This window comes from Escherichia sp. E4742 (genome assembly GCF_005843885.1).
Classification (GTDB): domain Bacteria; phylum Pseudomonadota; class Gammaproteobacteria; order Enterobacterales; family Enterobacteriaceae; genus Escherichia.
Genome location: NZ_CP040443.1, coordinates 4,621,627 through 4,640,153, shown reverse-complemented (window position 1 = coordinate 4,640,153; position 18,527 = coordinate 4,621,627). Strand labels below are relative to the sequence as shown.

Genomic DNA, 18,527 nt, shown 5'->3' with positions numbered 1-18,527 from the left:
TGAGGCTGCAGCGACACTTTTCCGGCTGCCCTTCCATTCTCCATTATTCTTCACTAACCCCTATCCAGATGGGAGTCAGCGGCCTGGTTTCCGCAGACTTCCGGGCAATTGATGACAATGGAATAGCACCATGGCGCTTTCCCTTGCCAAACCACAATGCTATTTTGGATCATTTAATCAAATCATGCTCTTGTATGCAATTTATCTGCAACTAGGTTCCGTTCACATTGAGGGACGCCTCTCGAATATTCTGAATGAATAATTTGGCGCTGTGCTGGACATTGTTAGTGAACCATCCTGTATTTTTTTGAAGTGTAGGTGCTTTGAAGTTACAAAACAACATCGAGAATGGCGGGGATTACTCCCGCCATTCTCTCTTACTGAGCTTAGCGTGCTACCTCCGTATGGTCGCTTCGTAAGCAAACCTCGCAGATATCCTTTCTCGAAACCAGTACCAGCATGTTGCCACCAGATAACGATAAGATCGACAAACATCACCTTTTTCTGTTAGTTCATGAAGTTATATATGTAGCCAGTAGGATTGTTAATTTAAATAATGATTTAAAACAATATCATACTGATGATTTTTTTCATGAACTGAATTCTCGCACAACATAAGTTAAATAGCATCCATAGGTCTTTTACTTCATGGTTCACTGGTGAGGCCACAGAAATCAGCATGTTGTGAAATTTGAGACACCTCCCTTTTCTTGCATTAGGTCTGTCGTACATTTAGTTCACCGCATTTTGATTGTTGAGTGTTTCGATGTACTCACTTACCCAGATTGTAAGTTCAGGTGGCCGAAGGCAATGGATTCTGATGGATGTGAAAATCTGTTTGCCTGCACTTTATCCGCTCAGGTATCTAGTTGACCACCTGGAGTATCGCTCTCAACTCAATCAGTTTCTCTTCAAGCGAGTGAGCCTGCTGTCCGGCGAGAACGACATGGCCCAGCCTACTGGTTTTCTTGCGAACAGGTCGAGAACAACGGCGAGGTACGCCCAGCGCTTACCCAGATATAGGTCACATCACCGCACCACACCTGATTTGGCTCGGTCACGGCGAACTGCCGTTCAAGGTAGTTAGGGATAGCAACATGTTCATGACCACCACGTTTATACCGGTGAGCCGGCTGCTGACAGCTGACCAGCCCCAGCTCTTTCATGAGCCTGCCAGATAGCTGTTTCTGATAGTGTCGGTAATGCTCACAATCCACTAATTTCCATCCACGAAACAACGCAGATCGAAGTCAAGTCAGTGATAGCCCGTTGTCATTTGCATCGCACCAAAGGTTGTAAACAATGAAAAAAATATCGAGGACTTTGACACTTTTATTACGGAACAAAAAACCTGGTTCGACGAGAATCTGGCAGAAAATTTTGCAGAGCCATGGGATAGTCGCACTTGGGTATGTGGGAGTAAAGGCTCCGGCTGGTTACGTGGCAATGGGGCCAATATATTGCGTTTTGATGAAATTACTCGGCTCAAAGGGATTGACGATCGCCAATTTCTCCTGCGGTTGCTGTTGCAACACTGATCATTTTGAAACGTTGGTACTGCGCTCTCTTCAAGTTAACCGGACAAACTCATCCCATCTATCTGACTACAGGTGTCGTACGTAGCGCAATGGATACTCTGACGGCTAGGTGATCCCAACATAGCCAACTACAAGGGACGGTGCGTAGGGATTCAAAAATTAGTAAATCATCACGCCTTCACCTTAGTAACTATTTTAAGTTTAATCATGCTGAATTCGTAGATATCGAGCATATAACTCGAAATTAATGAATGTAAATATACATATTAAGATTTTTAGTATTGCCTCCCCTAAAAACACAAGTAATAATAAACTCATCTTTAGTCTAAATACAGAAATGATATTTTCACTTGTAGTTAATGACTATGGAAATAATTGGTTTAACAATTTTGCTTAAATCATGGATTATCTTTATTTGAACTTTATACGGTGATTTAATAATGTCCTTGACGTTCTCATATTGTTTCCAAAACCCTTTAAAAAACCTCACTAACTTCAATGGCCGAACCAGGAGAAGGGAATATTGGTTTTATCGCCTAGGTGTTGTATTATTTATTATAGTCCCGCTTGCAGCAGTTTTACTCCTTGGGGGGATGGATAAAGAAATAGCCAAGTTAATATGTAGGATCATACACATCTTACTTGTTATATCCATTACAGTTAGACGATTACATGACATCGACCGTTCTGGGTGGTGGATTTTATTGGTTTTAATCCCCATCATTGGTGATATTGCACTATTAATCTTCATGTGTCAAAAAGGCACTGAGGGTGAGAACCGCTTTGGCAAAGATCCTACAACTCAGTGCTGAGTAACGCGCAATACAGGTGCACAAGAAGAGGATCTGTTGTTGTCAAAATGACCCATTTTGACAACATTGGATTAAAAAGCTAAATTTTAGTTTTTATCTGGTATTATTTTCTTGGTTATTTGATGTTTTTGGCTTTTTATACTGTTAATGGAGTTTTGGAAAATTCAGAAAACTGACAGACATCAATGCCATGTCGTTACAGAAGGGAATTGATACGGGGGATTTTATTGATTTAAATCAAATAATCTTTAATTAATTGTTGTTTGCATAACATGTGTTTTTTAACATTTGTAACAGCAATACAGGCAGTTTACAGTTTGGGTCAAAAAGTTGCTTTTTCGCCCTTTTTGACGGCTTCCATAGCCGTTCAAAGCGGGCCGAATTTGAAGCTGTATAAATCACCGTATGCCGGATATTCCGGTGTCCCAGGTAATCCTGAATCAGGCGTGTATCGATGCCGTTATCTGCCAACGCGTAACCACACCCATGTCTCAACATATGTGGATGAACAGCAACAGCCAGCCCGGCGTTTCTTCCTGCTTCAGCCAGCAAGTTATAAAATCGTTGACGGGTAAGCGGACGCCCTGATCTGGAAATAAATAGCCAGTCCCTCTCTTCTTCTGCTGCAGGCAATTTTATAGTTTCCCGAGCTTTGAGCCAGTTCCTGATACATTGTACTTCTTCGGTCAGTAAGGGATGCACGGTACTGAAGCCGTTTTTCAGTCGCTGAACGCACAGCTTTCGGGACTCGAGCTCAAGGTCAGCAAGACGTAACGAAAGCATTTCGCTGACCCTGAGTCCGTGGATAAAAGCAAGAAGAATCATGCAGGCATCACGTTCCGGGTGGCGCCCCTTCAGCACCGCCCGTAACAAAAGGCTGACTTCATGGTGAGTAAGAAATTTTCGGGAAGACATCAATAGCTCCGGTCAGATGAAACAGAGCGGTCAAGAGTGACACGATGCCCCCATCAGGCTATGGCTAAACGTGCTAAAGTCAGGAAAGCAGAATAAAACTCCGATTGCTCTTAAGAACAGTCAACTGGCATGGACCCACAGGTATATCAAATGAATTTAATCCAGCAACTGGCGGGAATTATCGAAGGGAATCTGAACAGTTCACTGTCAGTAAAAGTTCTTGCTGAACGTTCAGGCTATTCAGAGCGCTGGTTGTACAAACTGTTTCAGGATGTAACAGGGATCAGTGTAGCGCAGTATATACGTCGCAGAAAACTAACACTTGCCGCTTTACTTTTGCGTCATACCAGTCGCCGGATAACAGACATATCACTAATGTATGAGTTCAGTTCGCCCCAGGCTTTTTCCCGTGCTTTCAGGCAACAGTTCAAGGTGTCACCAGTGCAGTATCGCAATGCGGATGCCTGGGATATGCAGTATGCCCAGCCCGTATTGTACAGAACCACACCGTGCACAAAATTCAGAATGATTGAGATAGCTGAGGGCAATCATCCTTCTGTTTCAAACCTTAAAATGCCTGTGAATCTGGGAATGGACTTTATCCATACCCAGAGCGGCGATCATTTTATTTATAACCGTAACCTTTTTGAGTCCATAATATCAATTTATGGTCCTGTTAATGAAATGTCTGACTTTATGATTTCAGGCGAAATGATACCCTCCAGAGAAACGGATTCTGAACTAATTTATACTTTTAAAGAAATAAACAGTTTTTCCCTGCCAGAGACGCTTCTTCCTGATGGTTTATATGCCAGCCAGGAATTTACTGGGACATACAAAGAGATTTTTGATTTTCATATATATGATGCCATGGGTGCGCTGTGTATTAATAAATGTGTTATAAAAAGAGGCCCTATATATACACTATTTCACAGAACAGATAATAAAAATATTATGGATATGCAATTCCTCATTCCTTGCGTAAAAATTTAACTTCGCCAGACCCGATGAAAACGACCAGGATTACTGGCTGTATACAGTACAGTATGATGAATGTTCCTGTGTCCCAGATAATCCTGAATCAGACGAGTATCCAGTCCCTGATTAGCAAGAGCATAACCACAGGCGTGACGCAACATGTGTGGATGAACCTTAATTCTCAGACCCGCACGTTGACTATATCGTGCGCAGAGTTTATAAATCCATTGTCTGGAAATTTTTTTTCCATGGCTTGACAGAAAAAGATAATCATCCTGACTACCTTTAGCGTATCTTTTTCTAATCAGGAACCAGCGTTGCAATAATTCTATTGTTTCTGGCTGTAATGGATGTGAAGTTGATAATCCATTTTTCAGTCGCCTAATAAAAACAATTTTTTCAGTCATATCAAGATCTCCCAGTCTAAGGTCTATCAATTCACTGACGCGAAGCCCATGAATGTAAGCGATTTGCAGTAATGCTTTATCACGGATTTCATTTCGCGTACCCGTTATAGCATTAAAAAAAAGCGTCCATTCGCTGTGAGTGATGTATTTACGCATTTTTCCTCCTGTCAGAGTTATACGTAAAGTTTACACTCTTAATTAAAAGGAAAACTTATCAGTTTCGGAAGTTGACGTGTAAGCGTTCCCGAACGCCGTATTGACGTTATCTCCCCTGGCCTCCAAAGATAATAAGTGGGCGTCCATATGACACGTAGAGTAAAAATCAGTTTACATCCAGGGCAACAACTCCTTTACGCAGTTACCTATACCGGGGTATTACTACTGAAACAATAACCTACCCCATCAACATCGTTGGTGGGAATTCTGGTAATTATCTCTTTTTTATTCGATAATCTTTAAAAACGTTTAAAAAATTAAACGCTAACTAATATTGATATTTTACTGGCTCATTTTTACGTGACACTTACGGTAGATGAAATAACACATTAAAATAACGCTAAAAACCTCGATGCAATCATCAACACATGTTCTATCCTTTTGTTTTTACTTGAAAAAATATAACTAAATTATTATCAGTGACAAAATAAAATTAGGATTTTGTTATTTAAAACTCAGACCTTAAAGCTTGCTTAGTTTATCGATAAATCCTACTTTTTTATTGCGATCCAATCATTTTAAGGAGTTTGAAATGGATAAGAAGCAAGTAACGGATTTAAGGTCGGAACTACTCGATTCACGTTTTGGTACAAAATCTATTTCCACCATCGCTGAATCGAAACATTTTCCGCTGCATGAAATGCGTGATGATGTCGCATTTCAAATTATCAATGATGAATTATTTCTCGACGGTAACGCTCGTCAGAATCTGGCAACTTTTTGCCAGACCTGGGACGACGAAAATGTCCATAAATTGATGGACCTGTCGATCAATAAAAACTGGATCGACAAAGAAGAATATCCGCAATCCGCAGCCATCGACCTGCGCTGTGTAAATATGGTTGCTGACCTGTGGCACGCGCCTGCACCGAAAAACGGCCAGGCCGTTGGCACCAACACCATTGGTTCTTCCGAGGCCTGTATGCTCGGCGGGATGGCGATGAAATGGCGTTGGCGCAAGCGTATGGAAGCCGCAGGTAAGCCGACCAATAAACCTAATCTGGTCTGCGGTCCGGTGCAAATCTGCTGGCATAAATTTGCCCGCTACTGGGATGTCGAGCTGCGTGAGATCCCTATGCGTCCCGGCCAGCTATTCATGGATCCGAAACGCATGATTGAGGCCTGTGACGAAAACACCATCGGCGTGGTGCCGACTTTCGGCGTGACCTATACCGGTAACTATGAATTCCCGCAACCACTGCACGATGCACTGGATAAATTCCAGGCCGACACCGGTATCGACATCGACATGCACATCGACGCCGCCAGCGGTGGATTCCTTGCGCCGTTCGTGGCGCCAGATATTGTCTGGGACTTCCGCCTGCCGCGCGTGAAATCGATCAGTGCTTCAGGCCATAAATTCGGTCTGGCTCCGCTGGGCTGCGGCTGGGTTATCTGGCGTGACGAAGAAGCGCTGCCGAAAGAACTGGTATTCAACGTTGACTATCTCGGCGGTCAGATTGGTACTTTCGCCATCAACTTCTCCCGTCCGGCGGGTCAGGTGATTGCGCAGTACTATGAATTCCTGCGCCTCGGTCGTGAAGGCTATACCAAAGTACAGAACGCCTCTTACCAGGTTGCTGCTTACCTGGCGGATGAAATCGCCAAACTGGGGCCGTATGAGTTCATCTGTACGGGGCGCCCGGATGAAGGTATCCCGGCGGTGTGCTTCAAACTGAAAGACGGGGAAAATCCAGGATATACCCTGTATGACCTTTCCGAACGTCTGCGTCTGCGCGGCTGGCAGGTTCCGGCATTTACCCTCGGCGGTGAAGCCACCGACATCGTGGTAATGCGCATTATGTGCCGCCGTGGCTTCGAAATGGACTTCGCTGAACTGTTACTGGAAGACTACAAAGCCTCCCTGAAATACCTCAGCGATCACCCGAAACTGCAGGGTATTGCCCAGCAGAACAGCTTTAAACATACCTGATAACGTTTAAGCGGTAACGGTGTCCCGAAACGAACCGTTTCGGGACAATTTCCGAAGTCTGTTCACTGGCATTAGCAACGGAAAAAATTGTTCTGAAGGCACTTCAGAGCAAAACAGGTGCGGTTCCACAGGACAACCGTTTTAGGGGGATAATATGGCTACATCAGTACAGACAGGTAAAGCTAAGCAGCTAACATTACTCGGATTCTTCGCCATCACGGCGTCGATGGTAATGGCTGTTTATGAATACCCTACCTTCGCAACATCTGGCTTTTCATTGGTCTTCTTCCTGCTCTTAGGCGGGATTTTATGGTTTATTCCCGTTGGTCTTTGTGCTGCGGAAATGGCCACCGTGGACGGCTGGGAAGAAGGTGGCGTGTTCGCCTGGGTATCAAATACCCTGGGGCCGAAATGGGGATTCGCTGCAATCTCATTTGGCTATCTGCAAATCGCTATTGGCTTTATTCCAATGCTCTATTTCGTGTTAGGGGCGCTGTCCTACATTCTGAAATGGCCAGCACTGAATGAAGACCCGGTAACGAAAACTATCGCGGCGCTGATTATTCTTTGGGCGCTGGCATTAACTCAGTTTGGCGGTACTAAATATACTGCGCGAATTGCGAAAGTTGGTTTCTTCGCGGGTATTCTACTGCCTGCATTTATTTTGATTGCATTAGCAGCGATTTATCTGCACTCCGGAGCACCGGTTGCTATCGAAATGGATGCCAAAACCTTCTTCCCTGATTTCTCGAAAGTTGGCACTTTGGTTGTGTTTGTTGCCTTCATTTTGAGTTATATGGGGGTAGAAGCTTCCGCGACCCACGTCAATGAAATGAGCAACCCCGGGCGCGACTATCCGCTGGCAATGTTACTGCTGATGGTGGCAGCGATTTGCTTAAGTTCAGTAGGCGGTTTGTCCATTGCGATGGTGATTCCGGGTAATGAAATCAACCTGTCCGCAGGTGTAATGCAAACATTCACCGTGCTCATGTCTCATGTGGCACCGGAAATTGAGTGGACGGTTCGCGTTATCTCTGCCCTGCTGCTGCTGGGGGTTCTGGCGGAAATCGCCTCATGGATTGTTGGCCCTTCTCGTGGGATGTATGTCACCGCGCAGAAAAATCTACTGCCCGCCGCGTTCGCTAAAATGAACAAAAATGGTGTGCCGGTAACTCTGGTAATTTCCCAGCTGGTGATTACCTCTATCGCGTTGATCATCCTCACCAACACTGGTGGTGGTAACAACATGTCCTTCCTGATCGCACTGGCGCTGACGGTGGTGATTTATCTGTGTGCTTATTTCATGTTGTTTATTGGCTACATTGTGTTGGTTCTTAAACATCCTGACTTAAAACGCACATTTAATATCCCTGGTGGTAAAGGGGTGAAACTGGTCGTGGCTATTGTCGGTCTGCTGACTTCAATTATGGCGTTTATTGTTTCCTTCCTGCCGCCGGATAACATCCAGGGTGACTCTACCGATATGTATGTCGAATTACTGGTCGTTAGTTTCCTGGTGGTACTTGCCCTACCGTTTATTCTCTATGCCATTCATGACCGTAAAGGCAAAGCGAATACAGGTGTTACACTGGAGCCAATTAACAGCCAGAACGCGCCGAAAGGTCACTTCTTCCTGCATCCACGTGCTCGTTCACCGCACTATATTGTGATGAACGATAAGAAACACTAACCGTGTCTGAGTGGTAATAACACAAGGGAGCGAAAATTAATCGCTCCCTTTTGCGTACTTATTGCCGTATTGACTTGCCCCAGATAAGTACGAGAATAAGCGCACATCTGTTTACCGGAAATAAGCATATATGGATATCTGCTCCCGAACTGTGAAATCCGCGATTAAAAGGCCAGCGGCACTGGTTGCACTGGCTCTTTTACTGTGTAGTTGTAAAAGCACGCCTCCAGATTCAATGACGACACCACCAGCAGGCTCAAAACCACCAGCGACCGCACAACAATCGTCGCAACCTATGCGCGGTATCTGGTTGGCCACGGTGTCCCGCCTCGACTGGCCCCCCGTCTCCTCGGTTAACATCGGCAACCCCACCAGCCGGGTTCGCGTGCAACAGCAGGCGATGATCGACAAACTGGAAAACTTGCAACGACTGGGAATTAACACGGTTTTTTTCCAGGTGAAGCCCGACGGCACTGCCCTTTGGCCGTCGAAGATTTTGCCATGGTCCGATCTAATGACCGGCAAAATTGGTGAATATCCTGGTTACGATCCGCTGCAATTTATTCTCGACGAAGCCCATAAGCGTGGGATGAAAGTACATGCCTGGTTTAACCCCTACCGCGTGTCGGTTAATACAAAGCCCGGAACTATCAGGGAACTGAATAGCACCCTGTCTCAACAACCGGCCAGTGTTTATGTTCAACATCGCGACTGGATCAGGACGTCAGGTGACCGTTTTGTTCTGGACCCAGGGATCCCTGAGGTTCAGGACTGGATCACATCAATAGTCGCGGAAGTGGTTTCCCGCTATCCGGTAGATGGCGTGCAGTTTGACGACTATTTCTATACTGAATCGCCGGATTCACGGCTTAACGATAACGAGACATACCGCAAATACGGTGGTGCATTTGCGTCAAAAGCTGACTGGCGGCGCAACAATACCCAGCAGTTAATTGCTAAAGTGTCGCACACCATTAAAAGCATTAAGCCGGAAGTCGAATTTGGTGTAAGCCCTGCAGGCGTCTGGCGCAATCGCTCACACGATCCGCTCGGTTCTGATACGCGCGGGGCCGCAGCTTATGATGAATCCTACGCAGACACTCGTCGTTGGGTCGAACAAGGCTTACTGGATTATATAGCTCCGCAAATTTACTGGCCGTTCTCGCGTAGCGCAGCACGTTATGACGTGCTGGCAAAATGGTGGGCAGATGTCGTCAAACCAACCAAAACCCGTCTTTATATTGGTATCGCCTTCTATAAAGTCGGCGAACCTTCAAAGATAGAACCAGACTGGATGGTTAACGGCGGCGTGCCAGAACTGAAAAAGCAGCTCGATCTTAACGACGCCGTGCCAGAAATTAGCGGCACAATTTTGTTCCGCGAAGACTATCTGAACAAGCCGCAAACTCAACAGGCAGTTAGCTATCTGCAAAGCCGTTGGGGAAGCTAAACGCTCTTTCTTACTTTGTGACACTGCCGGTGCTTTAAACACCGGCTTGTCATCAACAAAACACACTCAACTAATAATCAAATCAGCTTAAGTCGAATTGTTATAATTCCCCTGATAAAAACGTATGAATATGAAAAACCATACGATATTAACCATCACCGAAAAATAATTACGATAGGCTATACTCTTCAGAAGACCAGTAGCGTAGATTAAAACTGTCATAAGTCACTTATTTCGTTTCAGTATATCTTCATATTTCAGGAGAATATGGTGCCATAAACCTATCCAAACGAGTTGCGTTTCGTTTTTCAATTCCGTCTGCCTTTCCAGCCGTATAAGGGTATGAATTATGGAGATGTATTTTAAAAGAATGAAAGATGAGTGGACCGGATTAGTTGCCCAGGTCGACCCCCTCATTCGTAACAAAGCGGCAGAAATTGCCGTAACGCATGCTCATTACTTAAGTGTTGAGTTTTATCGAATTGTACGCACTGACCCGCATGCTGAAGAGTTTTTGAGTAACGAACAGGTCGAAAGGCAACTCAAAAGTGCGATGGAAACGTGGATTATCAATGTGCTCTCTGCACAAACGGACGATGTTGAAAGACTTATACAAATCCAACATACCGTAGCCGAAGTCCATGCTCGTATTGGCATCCCGGTAGAAATTGTCGAGATGGGTTTTCGCGTGCTGAAAAAAATCCTCTACCCGGTAATATTTTCCTCTGATTATTCACCTTCTGAAAAACTTCAGGTTTATCACTTTTCGATTAACAGTATCGACATAGCCATGGAAGTGATGACCAGAGCATTTACCTTTAGCGACAGTAGCGCGGCTAAAGAAGACGAGAACTATCGTATCTTCTCATTACTGGAAAACGCCGAAGAAGAAAAAGAACGACAAATAGCCTCATTACTTTCATGGGAAATAGATATTATTTATAAAGTCCTGTTGGATTCTGATTTAGGCAGCAGCTTACCGTTAAGTCAGGCTGATTTTGGCCTGTGGTTTAACCATAAAGGTCGCCATTATTTTAGTGGCATTGCTGAAGTTGGTCATATCTCTCGCCTTATTCAGGATTTCGACGGGGTTTTTCATCAGACAATGCTCAATGCCAAAAATTTGAGTAACAAAAGTCTGCGTGTGAAGTTTTTATTACAGATACGAAATACTGTATCGCAAATTATCACCTTACTGCGTGAACTCTTTGAAGAAGTCTCGCGTCATGAAGTGGGTATGGATGTACTGACGAAATTACTTAACCGCCGTTTCTTGCCGACTATCTTCAAACGTGAAATTGCCCATGCCAATCGGGCCGGTACACCATTGTCTGTTCTGATCATCGATGTAGATAAATTCAAAGAGATCAACGATACATGGGGACATAACACAGGCGATGAGATTTTACGTAAAGTCTCACAGGCGTTTTACGACAACGTACGTAGCAGTGACTATGTTTTTCGCTACGGTGGCGATGAATTTATCATAGTGCTGACTGAAGCTTCAGAAAATGACACTTTGCGTACCGCAGAGCGGATCCGCAGCCGGGTGGAAAAAACCAAACTGAAAGCCGCAAATGGCGAAGACATAACTCTTTCTTTGTCCATTGGCGCTGCCATGTTTAATGGGCATCCTGATTATGAACGCTTAATTCAAATAGCCGATGAAGCTCTGTATATCGCGAAAAGACGAGGTAGAAACCGTGTTGAACTCTGGAAAGCCAGTCTTTAGATGCTCCCGGATGCAGAGGTAATCATGAAGCTAACCGATGCAGAAAATGCCGCCGACGGCATTTTTTTTCCCGCCCTTGAGCAAAATATGATGGGCGCGGTGTTAATTAACGAAAATGACGAAGTAATGTTTTTTAATCCTGCGGCGGAGAAGCTCTGGGGGTATAAGCGCGAAGAGGTGATAGGCAATAACATTGATATGCTGATTCCCCATAATTTGCGCCCTGCGCATCCAGAATATATTCGCCATAACCGCGAAGGCGGTAAAGCGCGGGTCGAAGGTATGAGCCGGGAATTGCAGCTGGAGAAAAAAGACGGCAGTAAAATCTGGACCCGTTTCGCGCTATCCAAAGTCACTGCCGAAGGGAAAATTTATTACCTGGCGCTGGTACGTGATGCCAGCGTAGAAATGGCACAGAAAGAACAGACCCGGCAGTTGATTATTGCCGTTGACCATCTCGACCGCCCGGTCATTGTGCTGGACCCGGAACGCCATATCGTGCAGTGCAATCGCGCGTTTACTGAAATGTTTGGTTACTGCATCAGCGAAGCCAGCGGTATGCAGCCCGATACTTTGCTTAACATCCCTGAATACCCGGCAGATAATCGTATTCGCTTACAGCAACTGCTATGGAAAACAGCGCGTGATCAGGATGAATTTCTGTTGTTAACACGCACGGGGGAAAAAATCTGGATTAAAGCTTCTATTAGCCCAGTTTATGATGTGCTGGCTAATCTGCAAAACCTGGTGATGACCTTCTCCGATATCACCGAAGAACGACAAATTCGTGAGCTTGAAGGTAATATTCTCGCCGCGATGTGTAGCAGCCCGCCATTTCATGAAATGGGCGAAATCATCTGCCGGAATATTGAATCCATTCTTCATGAATCCCATGTGTCGTTGTATGCATTGCGTAATGGTATGCCGGTGCATTGGGCGTCGTCCTCTCATGGGACGGAAGTAAAGAATGCGCAAAGCTGGTCAGTCACCATTCGCCAGCGCGATGGCGCACCTGCCGGGATTCTGAAAATCAAAACAGCGTCCGGGGCGGTAACCAGCGCGTTTATCGAACGAGTAGCGGATATCAGCCAGCATATGGCCGCCCTGGCGCTGGAACAGGAAAAAAGTCGCCAGCATATTGAGCAGCTCATTCAGTTTGATCCGATGACCGGTTTGCCAAACCGCAATAACCTACACAATTATCTCGATGACCTGGTAGAAAATGCCGTCTCTCCGGTGGTGTATCTTATTGGCATTGACCATATTCAGGATGTCATCGACAGCCTTGGTTATGCGTGGGCCGATCAGGCATTGCTGGAAGTGGTCAATCGCTTTCGCGAAAAGATCAAACCTGACCAGTATCTCTGTCGTATTGAAGGTACACAGTTTGTCCTCATCAGTCCGGAAAACGACGTCAGTAACATTACCCAAATAGCCGATGAACTTCGCAACGTCGTGAATAAACCGGTCATGATTGACGATAAACCATTCCCGCTAACCTTAAGCATCGGTATCAGTTACGACGTTGGTAAAAACCGGGACTACCTGCTTTCGACTGCCCACAATGCGATGGATTTTATTCGCAAAAACGGCGGTAACGGCTGGCAATTCTTTAGCCCGGTAATGAACGAAATGGTGAAAGAGCGTCTGATTCTTGGTGCGGCGCTGAAAGAAGCTATCAGCAACAACAAACTAAAACTGGTTTATCAGCCGCAGATCTTTGCGGAAACCGGCGAACTGTATGGTATCGAAGCCCTCGCTCGCTGGTATGACCCACAGCATGGTCATGTTCCCCCTTCACGATTTATCCCCCTTGCTGAAGAGATTGGCGAAATCGAAAACATTGGTCGCTGGGTTATTGCTGAAGCCTGCCGCCAGCTAGCAGAATGGCGTAGCCAGAATATTCATATCCCGGCTTTATCCGTTAACTTGTCTGCGCTGCACTTTCGCAGCAATCAACTACCCAATCAGGTGTCTGATGCAATGCAAGCATGGGGTATTGACGGCCACCAGCTGACGGTGGAAATCACGGAAAGCATGATGATGGAACACGATACCGAAATCTTTAAGCGCATTCAGATCCTGCGTGATATGGGCGTAGGTTTATCTGTCGATGATTTCGGCACTGGATTTTCTGGTTTATCCCGTTTAGTCAGTCTTCCGGTAACGGAAATCAAAATTGACAAAAGCTTTGTCGATCGTTGTCTGACCGAAAAACGCATCCGTGCCTTACTTGAAGCCATTACCAGCATTGGGCAAAGCCTCAATTTAACCGTCGTGGCGGAAGGCGTCGAAACCAAAGAACAATTTGAGATGCTACGCAAGATCCACTGTCGCGTTATTCAGGGATATTTATTCTCACGTCCTTTGCCCGCCGAAGAGATCTCTGTCTGGATGTCTACTGCGCTACCGCTTCAAATCGACGCTTAGTACATCTTGCCCGTGCAGACGGGCAAGATTTCATGTATTCATATTCAGCCATTCACCCGACGCTATATTAAAATCGATACTGAATGCCAGCGCCAATAATGTAATTATAGTTTTGCATCCCCGGCGAATCTTTCTCTTTTACACTTTCACCATTTTCTTTATGATAAATTATAGTATTCCCAATATCATTAGAGAATCTACTCCATGACATTTCTGTGAAAATACGCGTCTGTGAATTAATGTTATACCCCACATTAATAAGACCTGAATAATATTTTTGGTTGGATACTTCATCTTTAAATGTAATGTTGCGCAAATAATGCTGATCCGTACCCTTCCCTTCTCCCCAGGCGCTATATTTAAATTGAGCAATAATATCAAAATCATGATAGAAATATTTACCAGAGAGACCTAAATAAGGAGCACTGAATTTTTGTTGGTAGCCAATAACTCTTTGGTTATGAGGAATGTCTCCAGTGTCGGCACCATTATCATAACTATAGTAACCTCCTTTCGCGATCCAACTGAAACGCGTCTCCTGATAGCCTAACATGGCGCCAAGTTGGTAGTTTTGCTCCTTTAAAAACCAACCTGTCATATTGAGATCAAACTGATTTGCAAAATTCAACCGCGTTGCCGGATGATGTGACCAATCGCTCCAGTGGTGCTGCCCCGGCTCCAGCCAGTCATAATCATCCATCAGCGTGCCGGCAGACGCAATCGTCGTCCAGCCTTTAGCATTAAGCGTCAGCCATGAAATTGCATCCCAGGTTACCCCCATTTTAGCAATGGGGGTATTTTGGATTTTCCAGTCCAGTTGGCTAAGTTTGCCACCATTGCTATAAACAAACTCACCTGACTCACCATTCAGAAATGAAAGAGAAGCATCAACAAAAACATTGTCAGATAAGAAATTAAATTCTGAAGATGCACTTGCATACTGACTTAGGGAAATTAAAGCAATGGCAAAAGAGACCTTTTTCATCAACATAATTTCATCCTTATTAAACAATGTTAATTAGCTCATTAATTAAATTTAATTAATTCAGGTTAATTAAATCAACTGAATCTTACAATGCCATAAATGTTTCTCACCATCAAACAGAGAACATAAATAAACAAAGTTTTACTGTTATTCTGAACGAAACAGGAGTTTACAACCTGATGCAATAATGATTGTTCGAGAACAGGCAGGAATAACGAAAAAAATGAAGATGCAGTTTAAATGCGAGGTTTCATTGGGATAAGCAGAAAATATCTGTGTAAATGCTTGCCGGATGACAACATCATCCGGCGAGTACTTATGCTTTCAACTGATAATCCAGCGTAATTTCCGCTTTCAGTACCTGAGAAACCGGGCATCCGGCTTTTGCTTTCTGGATAATGCCATCAAAAGTGGACGCATCAATACCCGGCACGGCAACTTCGCTCTTCAGTGCGATTTTAGTAATCGCAAAACCAGCATCCACTTTATCCAGCGACACATCGGCGGTGGTATCAATTGATGTTGGCGTGAATCCCGCTTCCCCCAGCATCAGCGAAAGCGCCATTGAGAAACATGCGGCATGCGCTGCGCCAATCAGTTCTTCAGGGTTAGTTCCTTTTTCGCCTTCAAAACGCGTGTTAAACCCATACGGCTGTTGGTTCAGCACGCCGCTCTCGGTGGATACTGTTCCCTTCCCGCGTTTGATATCGCCTTCCCAGTGTGCCTGACCTTTCTTATGGATTGTCATTCTTGCTCTCCTGTGGGCTTAAAAAGGAAATTATAGACTACGTGAGAATCAGCACGAGGATAAGCAGGATATTCCGAATAAAATCCGGCGAAAATATTTCTACCGCACTTAAATTAAACTCCCACAATAGATATCCGGAAATATATAACTCTAGAGATATTTCCTCAATACAAATCAACTCATTACAATAACAATCCCCATCAATATAATGCAGTTAAAATATAAAAATCATCAACCAGGACTAATCTTAACAACGAAGCGGTAAATATTTGTCATGCTGAATGTGCTTTATAAATCTGCAATCCGTAGCAGACACCATAAATACACAGACACGGAGAATCACTATGTTTACTTATTATCAGGCAAAAAATTCAACAGCAGAACCCGCTCTGGTTAATGCCATTGAGCAAGGCCTTCGGGCAGAGCACGGTGTTGTCACTGAAGATGACATTCTCATGGAGCTGACCAAATGGGTGGAAGCCTCTGATAACGACATCCTCAGTGACATCTACCAGCAAACGATAAATTATGTGGTCAGCGGCCAGCACCCTACGCTTTAAGCTGCTATGCTTGATCGGCAACCTAATTTAGGGGTTTAGCACGTGTTTCTTCGCTACGGCGATGTTGTCCTTAAAACTAGCTACAGGATTGAGGAGTACAAATGAAATCGAACCGTCAGGCACGTCATATTCTTGGACTGGATCATAAAATTTCTAACCAGCGCAAAATAGTTACCGAAGGTGACAAATCCAGCGTGGTAAATACCCCAACCGGCAGAAAACGCCCCGCTGAAAAGTAATTCATAACCATCAGTCCTCAATGACGATTAAACACCATTGCCTGCGCAATGGTGTTTTTGTTTTTATCTGCTTTATACTTGGGGCCGACGCCCTGGCGGTAAAGCAAAGAAGATAAAAGCACCCCAGGGATGGATATTCAAAAAAGAGTGAGTGACATGGAACCAAAAACAAAAAAACAGCGTTCGCTTTATATTCCTTACGCTGGCCCTGTACTGCTGGAATTTCCGTTGTTGAATAAAGGCAGCGCCTTCAGCATGGAAGAACGCCGTAACTTCAACCTGCTGGGGTTACTGCCGGAAGTGGTCGAAACCATCGAAGAACAAGCGGAACGTGCGTGGATCCAGTATCAGGGATTCAAAACCGAAATCGACAAGCACATCTACCTGCGTAATATCCAGGACACCAACGAAACCCTCTTCTACCGTCTGGTAAACAATCATCTTGATGAGATGATGCCTGTTATTTATACCCCAACCGTCGGCGCAGCCTGTGAGCGTTTTTCTGAGATCTACCGCCGTTCACGCGGCGTGTTTATCTCTTACCAGAACCGCCACAATATGGACGATATTCTGCAAAACGTGCCGAACCATAATATTAAAGTGATTGTGGTGACCGACGGCGAACGTATTCTTGGCCTCGGCGACCAGGGTATTGGCGGGATGGGCATTCCGATCGGTAAACTGTCGCTCTATACCGCCTGTGGCGGTATCAGCCCGGCGTATACGCTCCCGGTGGTGTTGGACGTTGGGACTAACAACCAGCAACTGCTTAACGATCCGCTGTATATGGGCTGGCGTAACCCACGTATTACAGACGACGAATACTATGAATTTGTTGACGAATTTATCCAGGCTGTGAAACAACGCTGGCCGGACGTGCTGTTACAGTTTGAAGACTTCGCGCAAAAAAATGCGATGCCACTGCTTAACCGCTATCGCAATGAAATTTGTTCCTTTAATGATGATATTCAGGGAACCGCGGCGGTAACGGTAGGCACACTGATCGCAGCCAGCCGCGCGGCGGGTGGTCAACTGAGCGAGAAAAAGATTGTCTTCCTCGGTGCAGGTTCAGCGGGATGCGGCATTGCCGAAATGATCATCGCCCAGACTCAGCGCGAAGGATTAAGCGAGGAAGCGGCGCGGCAGAAAGTCTTTATGGTCGATCGCTTTGGCCTGCTGACCGACAAGATGCCGAACTTGCTGCCTTTCCAGACCAAACTTGTGCAGAAGCGCGAAAACCTCAGTGACTGGGATACCGACAGCGATGTGCTGTCACTGCTGGATGTGGTGCGCAATGTCAAACCGGATATTCTGATCGGCGTCTCCGGACAGGCCGGGCTTTTCACCGAAGAAATCATCCGTGAGATGCACAAACACTGTCCGCGTCCGATCGTGATGCCGCTGTCTAACCCGACCTCACGCGTGGAAGCCACACCGCAGGACATTATCGCCTGGACCGAAGGTAACGCGCTGGTCGCCACTGGCAGTCCGTTTAACCCAGTGGTATGGAAAGATAAAATCTACCCTATCGCCCAGTGTAACAACGCCTTTATTTTCCCGGGCATCGGGCTGGGCGTTATTGCTTCCGGTGCGTCACGTATCACCGATGAGATGCTGATGTCGGCAAGTGAAACGCTTGCTCAGTATTCGCCGCTGGTCCTGAACGGCGAAGGTCTGGTACTACCGGAACTGAAAGATATTCAGAAAGTTTCCCGCGCAATTGCGTTTGCCGTTGGCAAAATGGCGCAGCAGCAAGGCGTGGCGGTGAAAACGTCTGCCGAAGCTTTGCAACAGGCCATTGATGATAATTTCTGGCAAGCCGAATACCGCGACTACCGCCGTACCTCTATCTAAGCCTGCGCCCGGTAGTGAACACTGCCGGGCAATTTTTCTC

General features: G+C 45.5%; 14 protein-coding genes and 3 pseudogenes. 12 read left to right on the top strand and 5 right to left on the bottom strand.

The annotated features are described in order from the left end of the window. Positions 1-918 precede the first annotated feature (918 nt). Positions 919-1,178, bottom strand: a pseudogene (locus FEM44_RS22565) (DDE-type integrase/transposase/recombinase); the annotation flags it as partial. Here FEM44_RS22565 and FEM44_RS26115 point away from each other — a divergent pair. The 3 genes and pseudogenes from FEM44_RS26115 to FEM44_RS22555 all read left to right on the top strand — a co-directional run. Further along, positions 1,178-1,306 (top strand): annotated as a pseudogene (locus FEM44_RS26115) (site-specific integrase); the annotation flags it as partial. The pseudogenes FEM44_RS22565 and FEM44_RS26115 sit on opposite strands and share 1 nt — an antisense overlap. After that, positions 1,281-1,733 (top strand): annotated as a pseudogene (locus FEM44_RS25670) (hypothetical protein); the annotation flags it as partial. The pseudogenes FEM44_RS26115 and FEM44_RS25670, both read left to right, overlap by 26 nt. A 245-nt stretch (positions 1,734-1,978) precedes the next feature. After that, entirely contained in the window at positions 1,979-2,350 is a 372-nt protein-coding gene (locus FEM44_RS22555) for a DUF805 domain-containing protein (protein ID WP_135522425.1), read from the top strand. Positions 2,351-2,602: 252 nt separating this feature from the next. Here the strand turns inward: FEM44_RS22555 and FEM44_RS22550 are convergent, their stop codons facing one another. Next, entirely contained in the window at positions 2,603-3,265 is a 663-nt protein-coding gene (locus FEM44_RS22550; protein ID WP_135522426.1) for a tyrosine-type DNA invertase, read from the bottom strand. A gap of 150 nt (positions 3,266-3,415) precedes the next feature. Here FEM44_RS22550 and FEM44_RS22545 point away from each other — a divergent pair, with 150 nt between their 5' ends. Further along, positions 3,416-4,258, top strand: coding sequence for a helix-turn-helix transcriptional regulator (locus FEM44_RS22545; protein ID WP_138159196.1), 843 nt, complete (start codon positions 3,416-3,418; stop codon positions 4,256-4,258). Here the strand turns inward: FEM44_RS22545 and FEM44_RS22540 are convergent. After that, positions 4,255-4,806: a tyrosine-type recombinase/integrase gene (locus FEM44_RS22540; protein WP_138159194.1), complete on the bottom strand. Its 552-nt coding sequence runs from the start codon at positions 4,804-4,806 to the stop codon at positions 4,255-4,257. The two genes, FEM44_RS22545 and FEM44_RS22540, sit on opposite strands and share 4 nt — an antisense overlap. Before the next feature lie 592 nt (positions 4,807-5,398). On the opposite strand from FEM44_RS22540, the gene FEM44_RS22535 reads away from it, so the two are divergent. From FEM44_RS22535 to dosP, 5 genes are all read left to right on the top strand, one after another. Next, positions 5,399-6,799, top strand: a complete 1,401-nt coding sequence (locus FEM44_RS22535) for a glutamate decarboxylase (RefSeq protein ID WP_135495292.1) — start codon at positions 5,399-5,401, stop codon at positions 6,797-6,799. A gap of 154 nt (positions 6,800-6,953) precedes the next feature. After that, positions 6,954-8,489: an acid resistance gamma-aminobutyrate antiporter GadC gene (gene gadC / locus FEM44_RS22530; RefSeq protein ID WP_130259039.1), complete on the top strand. Its 1,536-nt coding sequence runs from the start codon at positions 6,954-6,956 to the stop codon at positions 8,487-8,489. A 130-nt stretch (positions 8,490-8,619) separates the two neighbouring features. Beyond that, positions 8,620-9,939 (top strand): family 10 glycosylhydrolase, encoded by a 1,320-nt coding sequence (locus FEM44_RS22525; RefSeq protein ID WP_135522427.1) that lies wholly within the window; start codon positions 8,620-8,622, stop codon positions 9,937-9,939. A 349-nt stretch (positions 9,940-10,288) separates the two neighbouring features. Beyond that, entirely contained in the window at positions 10,289-11,671 is a 1,383-nt protein-coding gene (gene dosC / locus FEM44_RS22520; protein WP_130210475.1) for a diguanylate cyclase DosC, read from the top strand. Between the two features lie 24 nt (positions 11,672-11,695). Then, positions 11,696-14,101 (top strand): oxygen-sensing cyclic-di-GMP phosphodiesterase DosP, encoded by a 2,406-nt coding sequence (gene dosP, locus FEM44_RS22515; RefSeq protein ID WP_130217559.1) that lies wholly within the window; start codon positions 11,696-11,698, stop codon positions 14,099-14,101. 67 nt (positions 14,102-14,168) lie between these two features. Here the strand turns inward: dosP and FEM44_RS22510 are convergent, their stop codons facing one another. Both FEM44_RS22510 and osmC read right to left on the bottom strand, forming a co-directional pair. After that, on the bottom strand, positions 14,169-15,092 hold the full coding sequence (locus tag FEM44_RS22510) for an omptin family outer membrane protease (protein ID WP_135522428.1): 924 nt from the start codon (positions 15,090-15,092) through the stop codon (positions 14,169-14,171). A gap of 310 nt (positions 15,093-15,402) precedes the next feature. Further along, positions 15,403-15,834 (bottom strand): peroxiredoxin OsmC, encoded by a 432-nt coding sequence (gene osmC, locus FEM44_RS22505; protein WP_000152304.1) that lies wholly within the window; start codon positions 15,832-15,834, stop codon positions 15,403-15,405. A 344-nt stretch (positions 15,835-16,178) separates the two neighbouring features. On the opposite strand from osmC, the gene bdm reads away from it, so the two are divergent. The 3 genes from bdm to maeA all read left to right on the top strand — a co-directional run bounded on the left by bdm (position 16,179) and on the right by maeA (position 18,487). Beyond that, complete coding sequence (gene bdm, locus FEM44_RS22500) at positions 16,179-16,394, top strand: biofilm-dependent modulation protein (protein ID WP_135522429.1); 216 nt, start codon at positions 16,179-16,181, stop codon at positions 16,392-16,394. Between the two features lie 101 nt (positions 16,395-16,495). Next, positions 16,496-16,633 carry a stationary-phase-induced ribosome-associated protein gene (gene sra / locus FEM44_RS22495; protein WP_000841557.1) on the top strand — a complete coding sequence of 46 codons (138 nt, stop codon included), beginning with the start codon at positions 16,496-16,498 and terminating at the stop codon, positions 16,631-16,633. Positions 16,634-16,789: 156 nt separating this feature from the next. Beyond that, positions 16,790-18,487, top strand: coding sequence for a malate dehydrogenase (maeA, locus tag FEM44_RS22490; RefSeq protein ID WP_024166593.1), 1,698 nt, complete (start codon positions 16,790-16,792; stop codon positions 18,485-18,487). Positions 18,488-18,527: the final 40 nt, after the last annotated feature.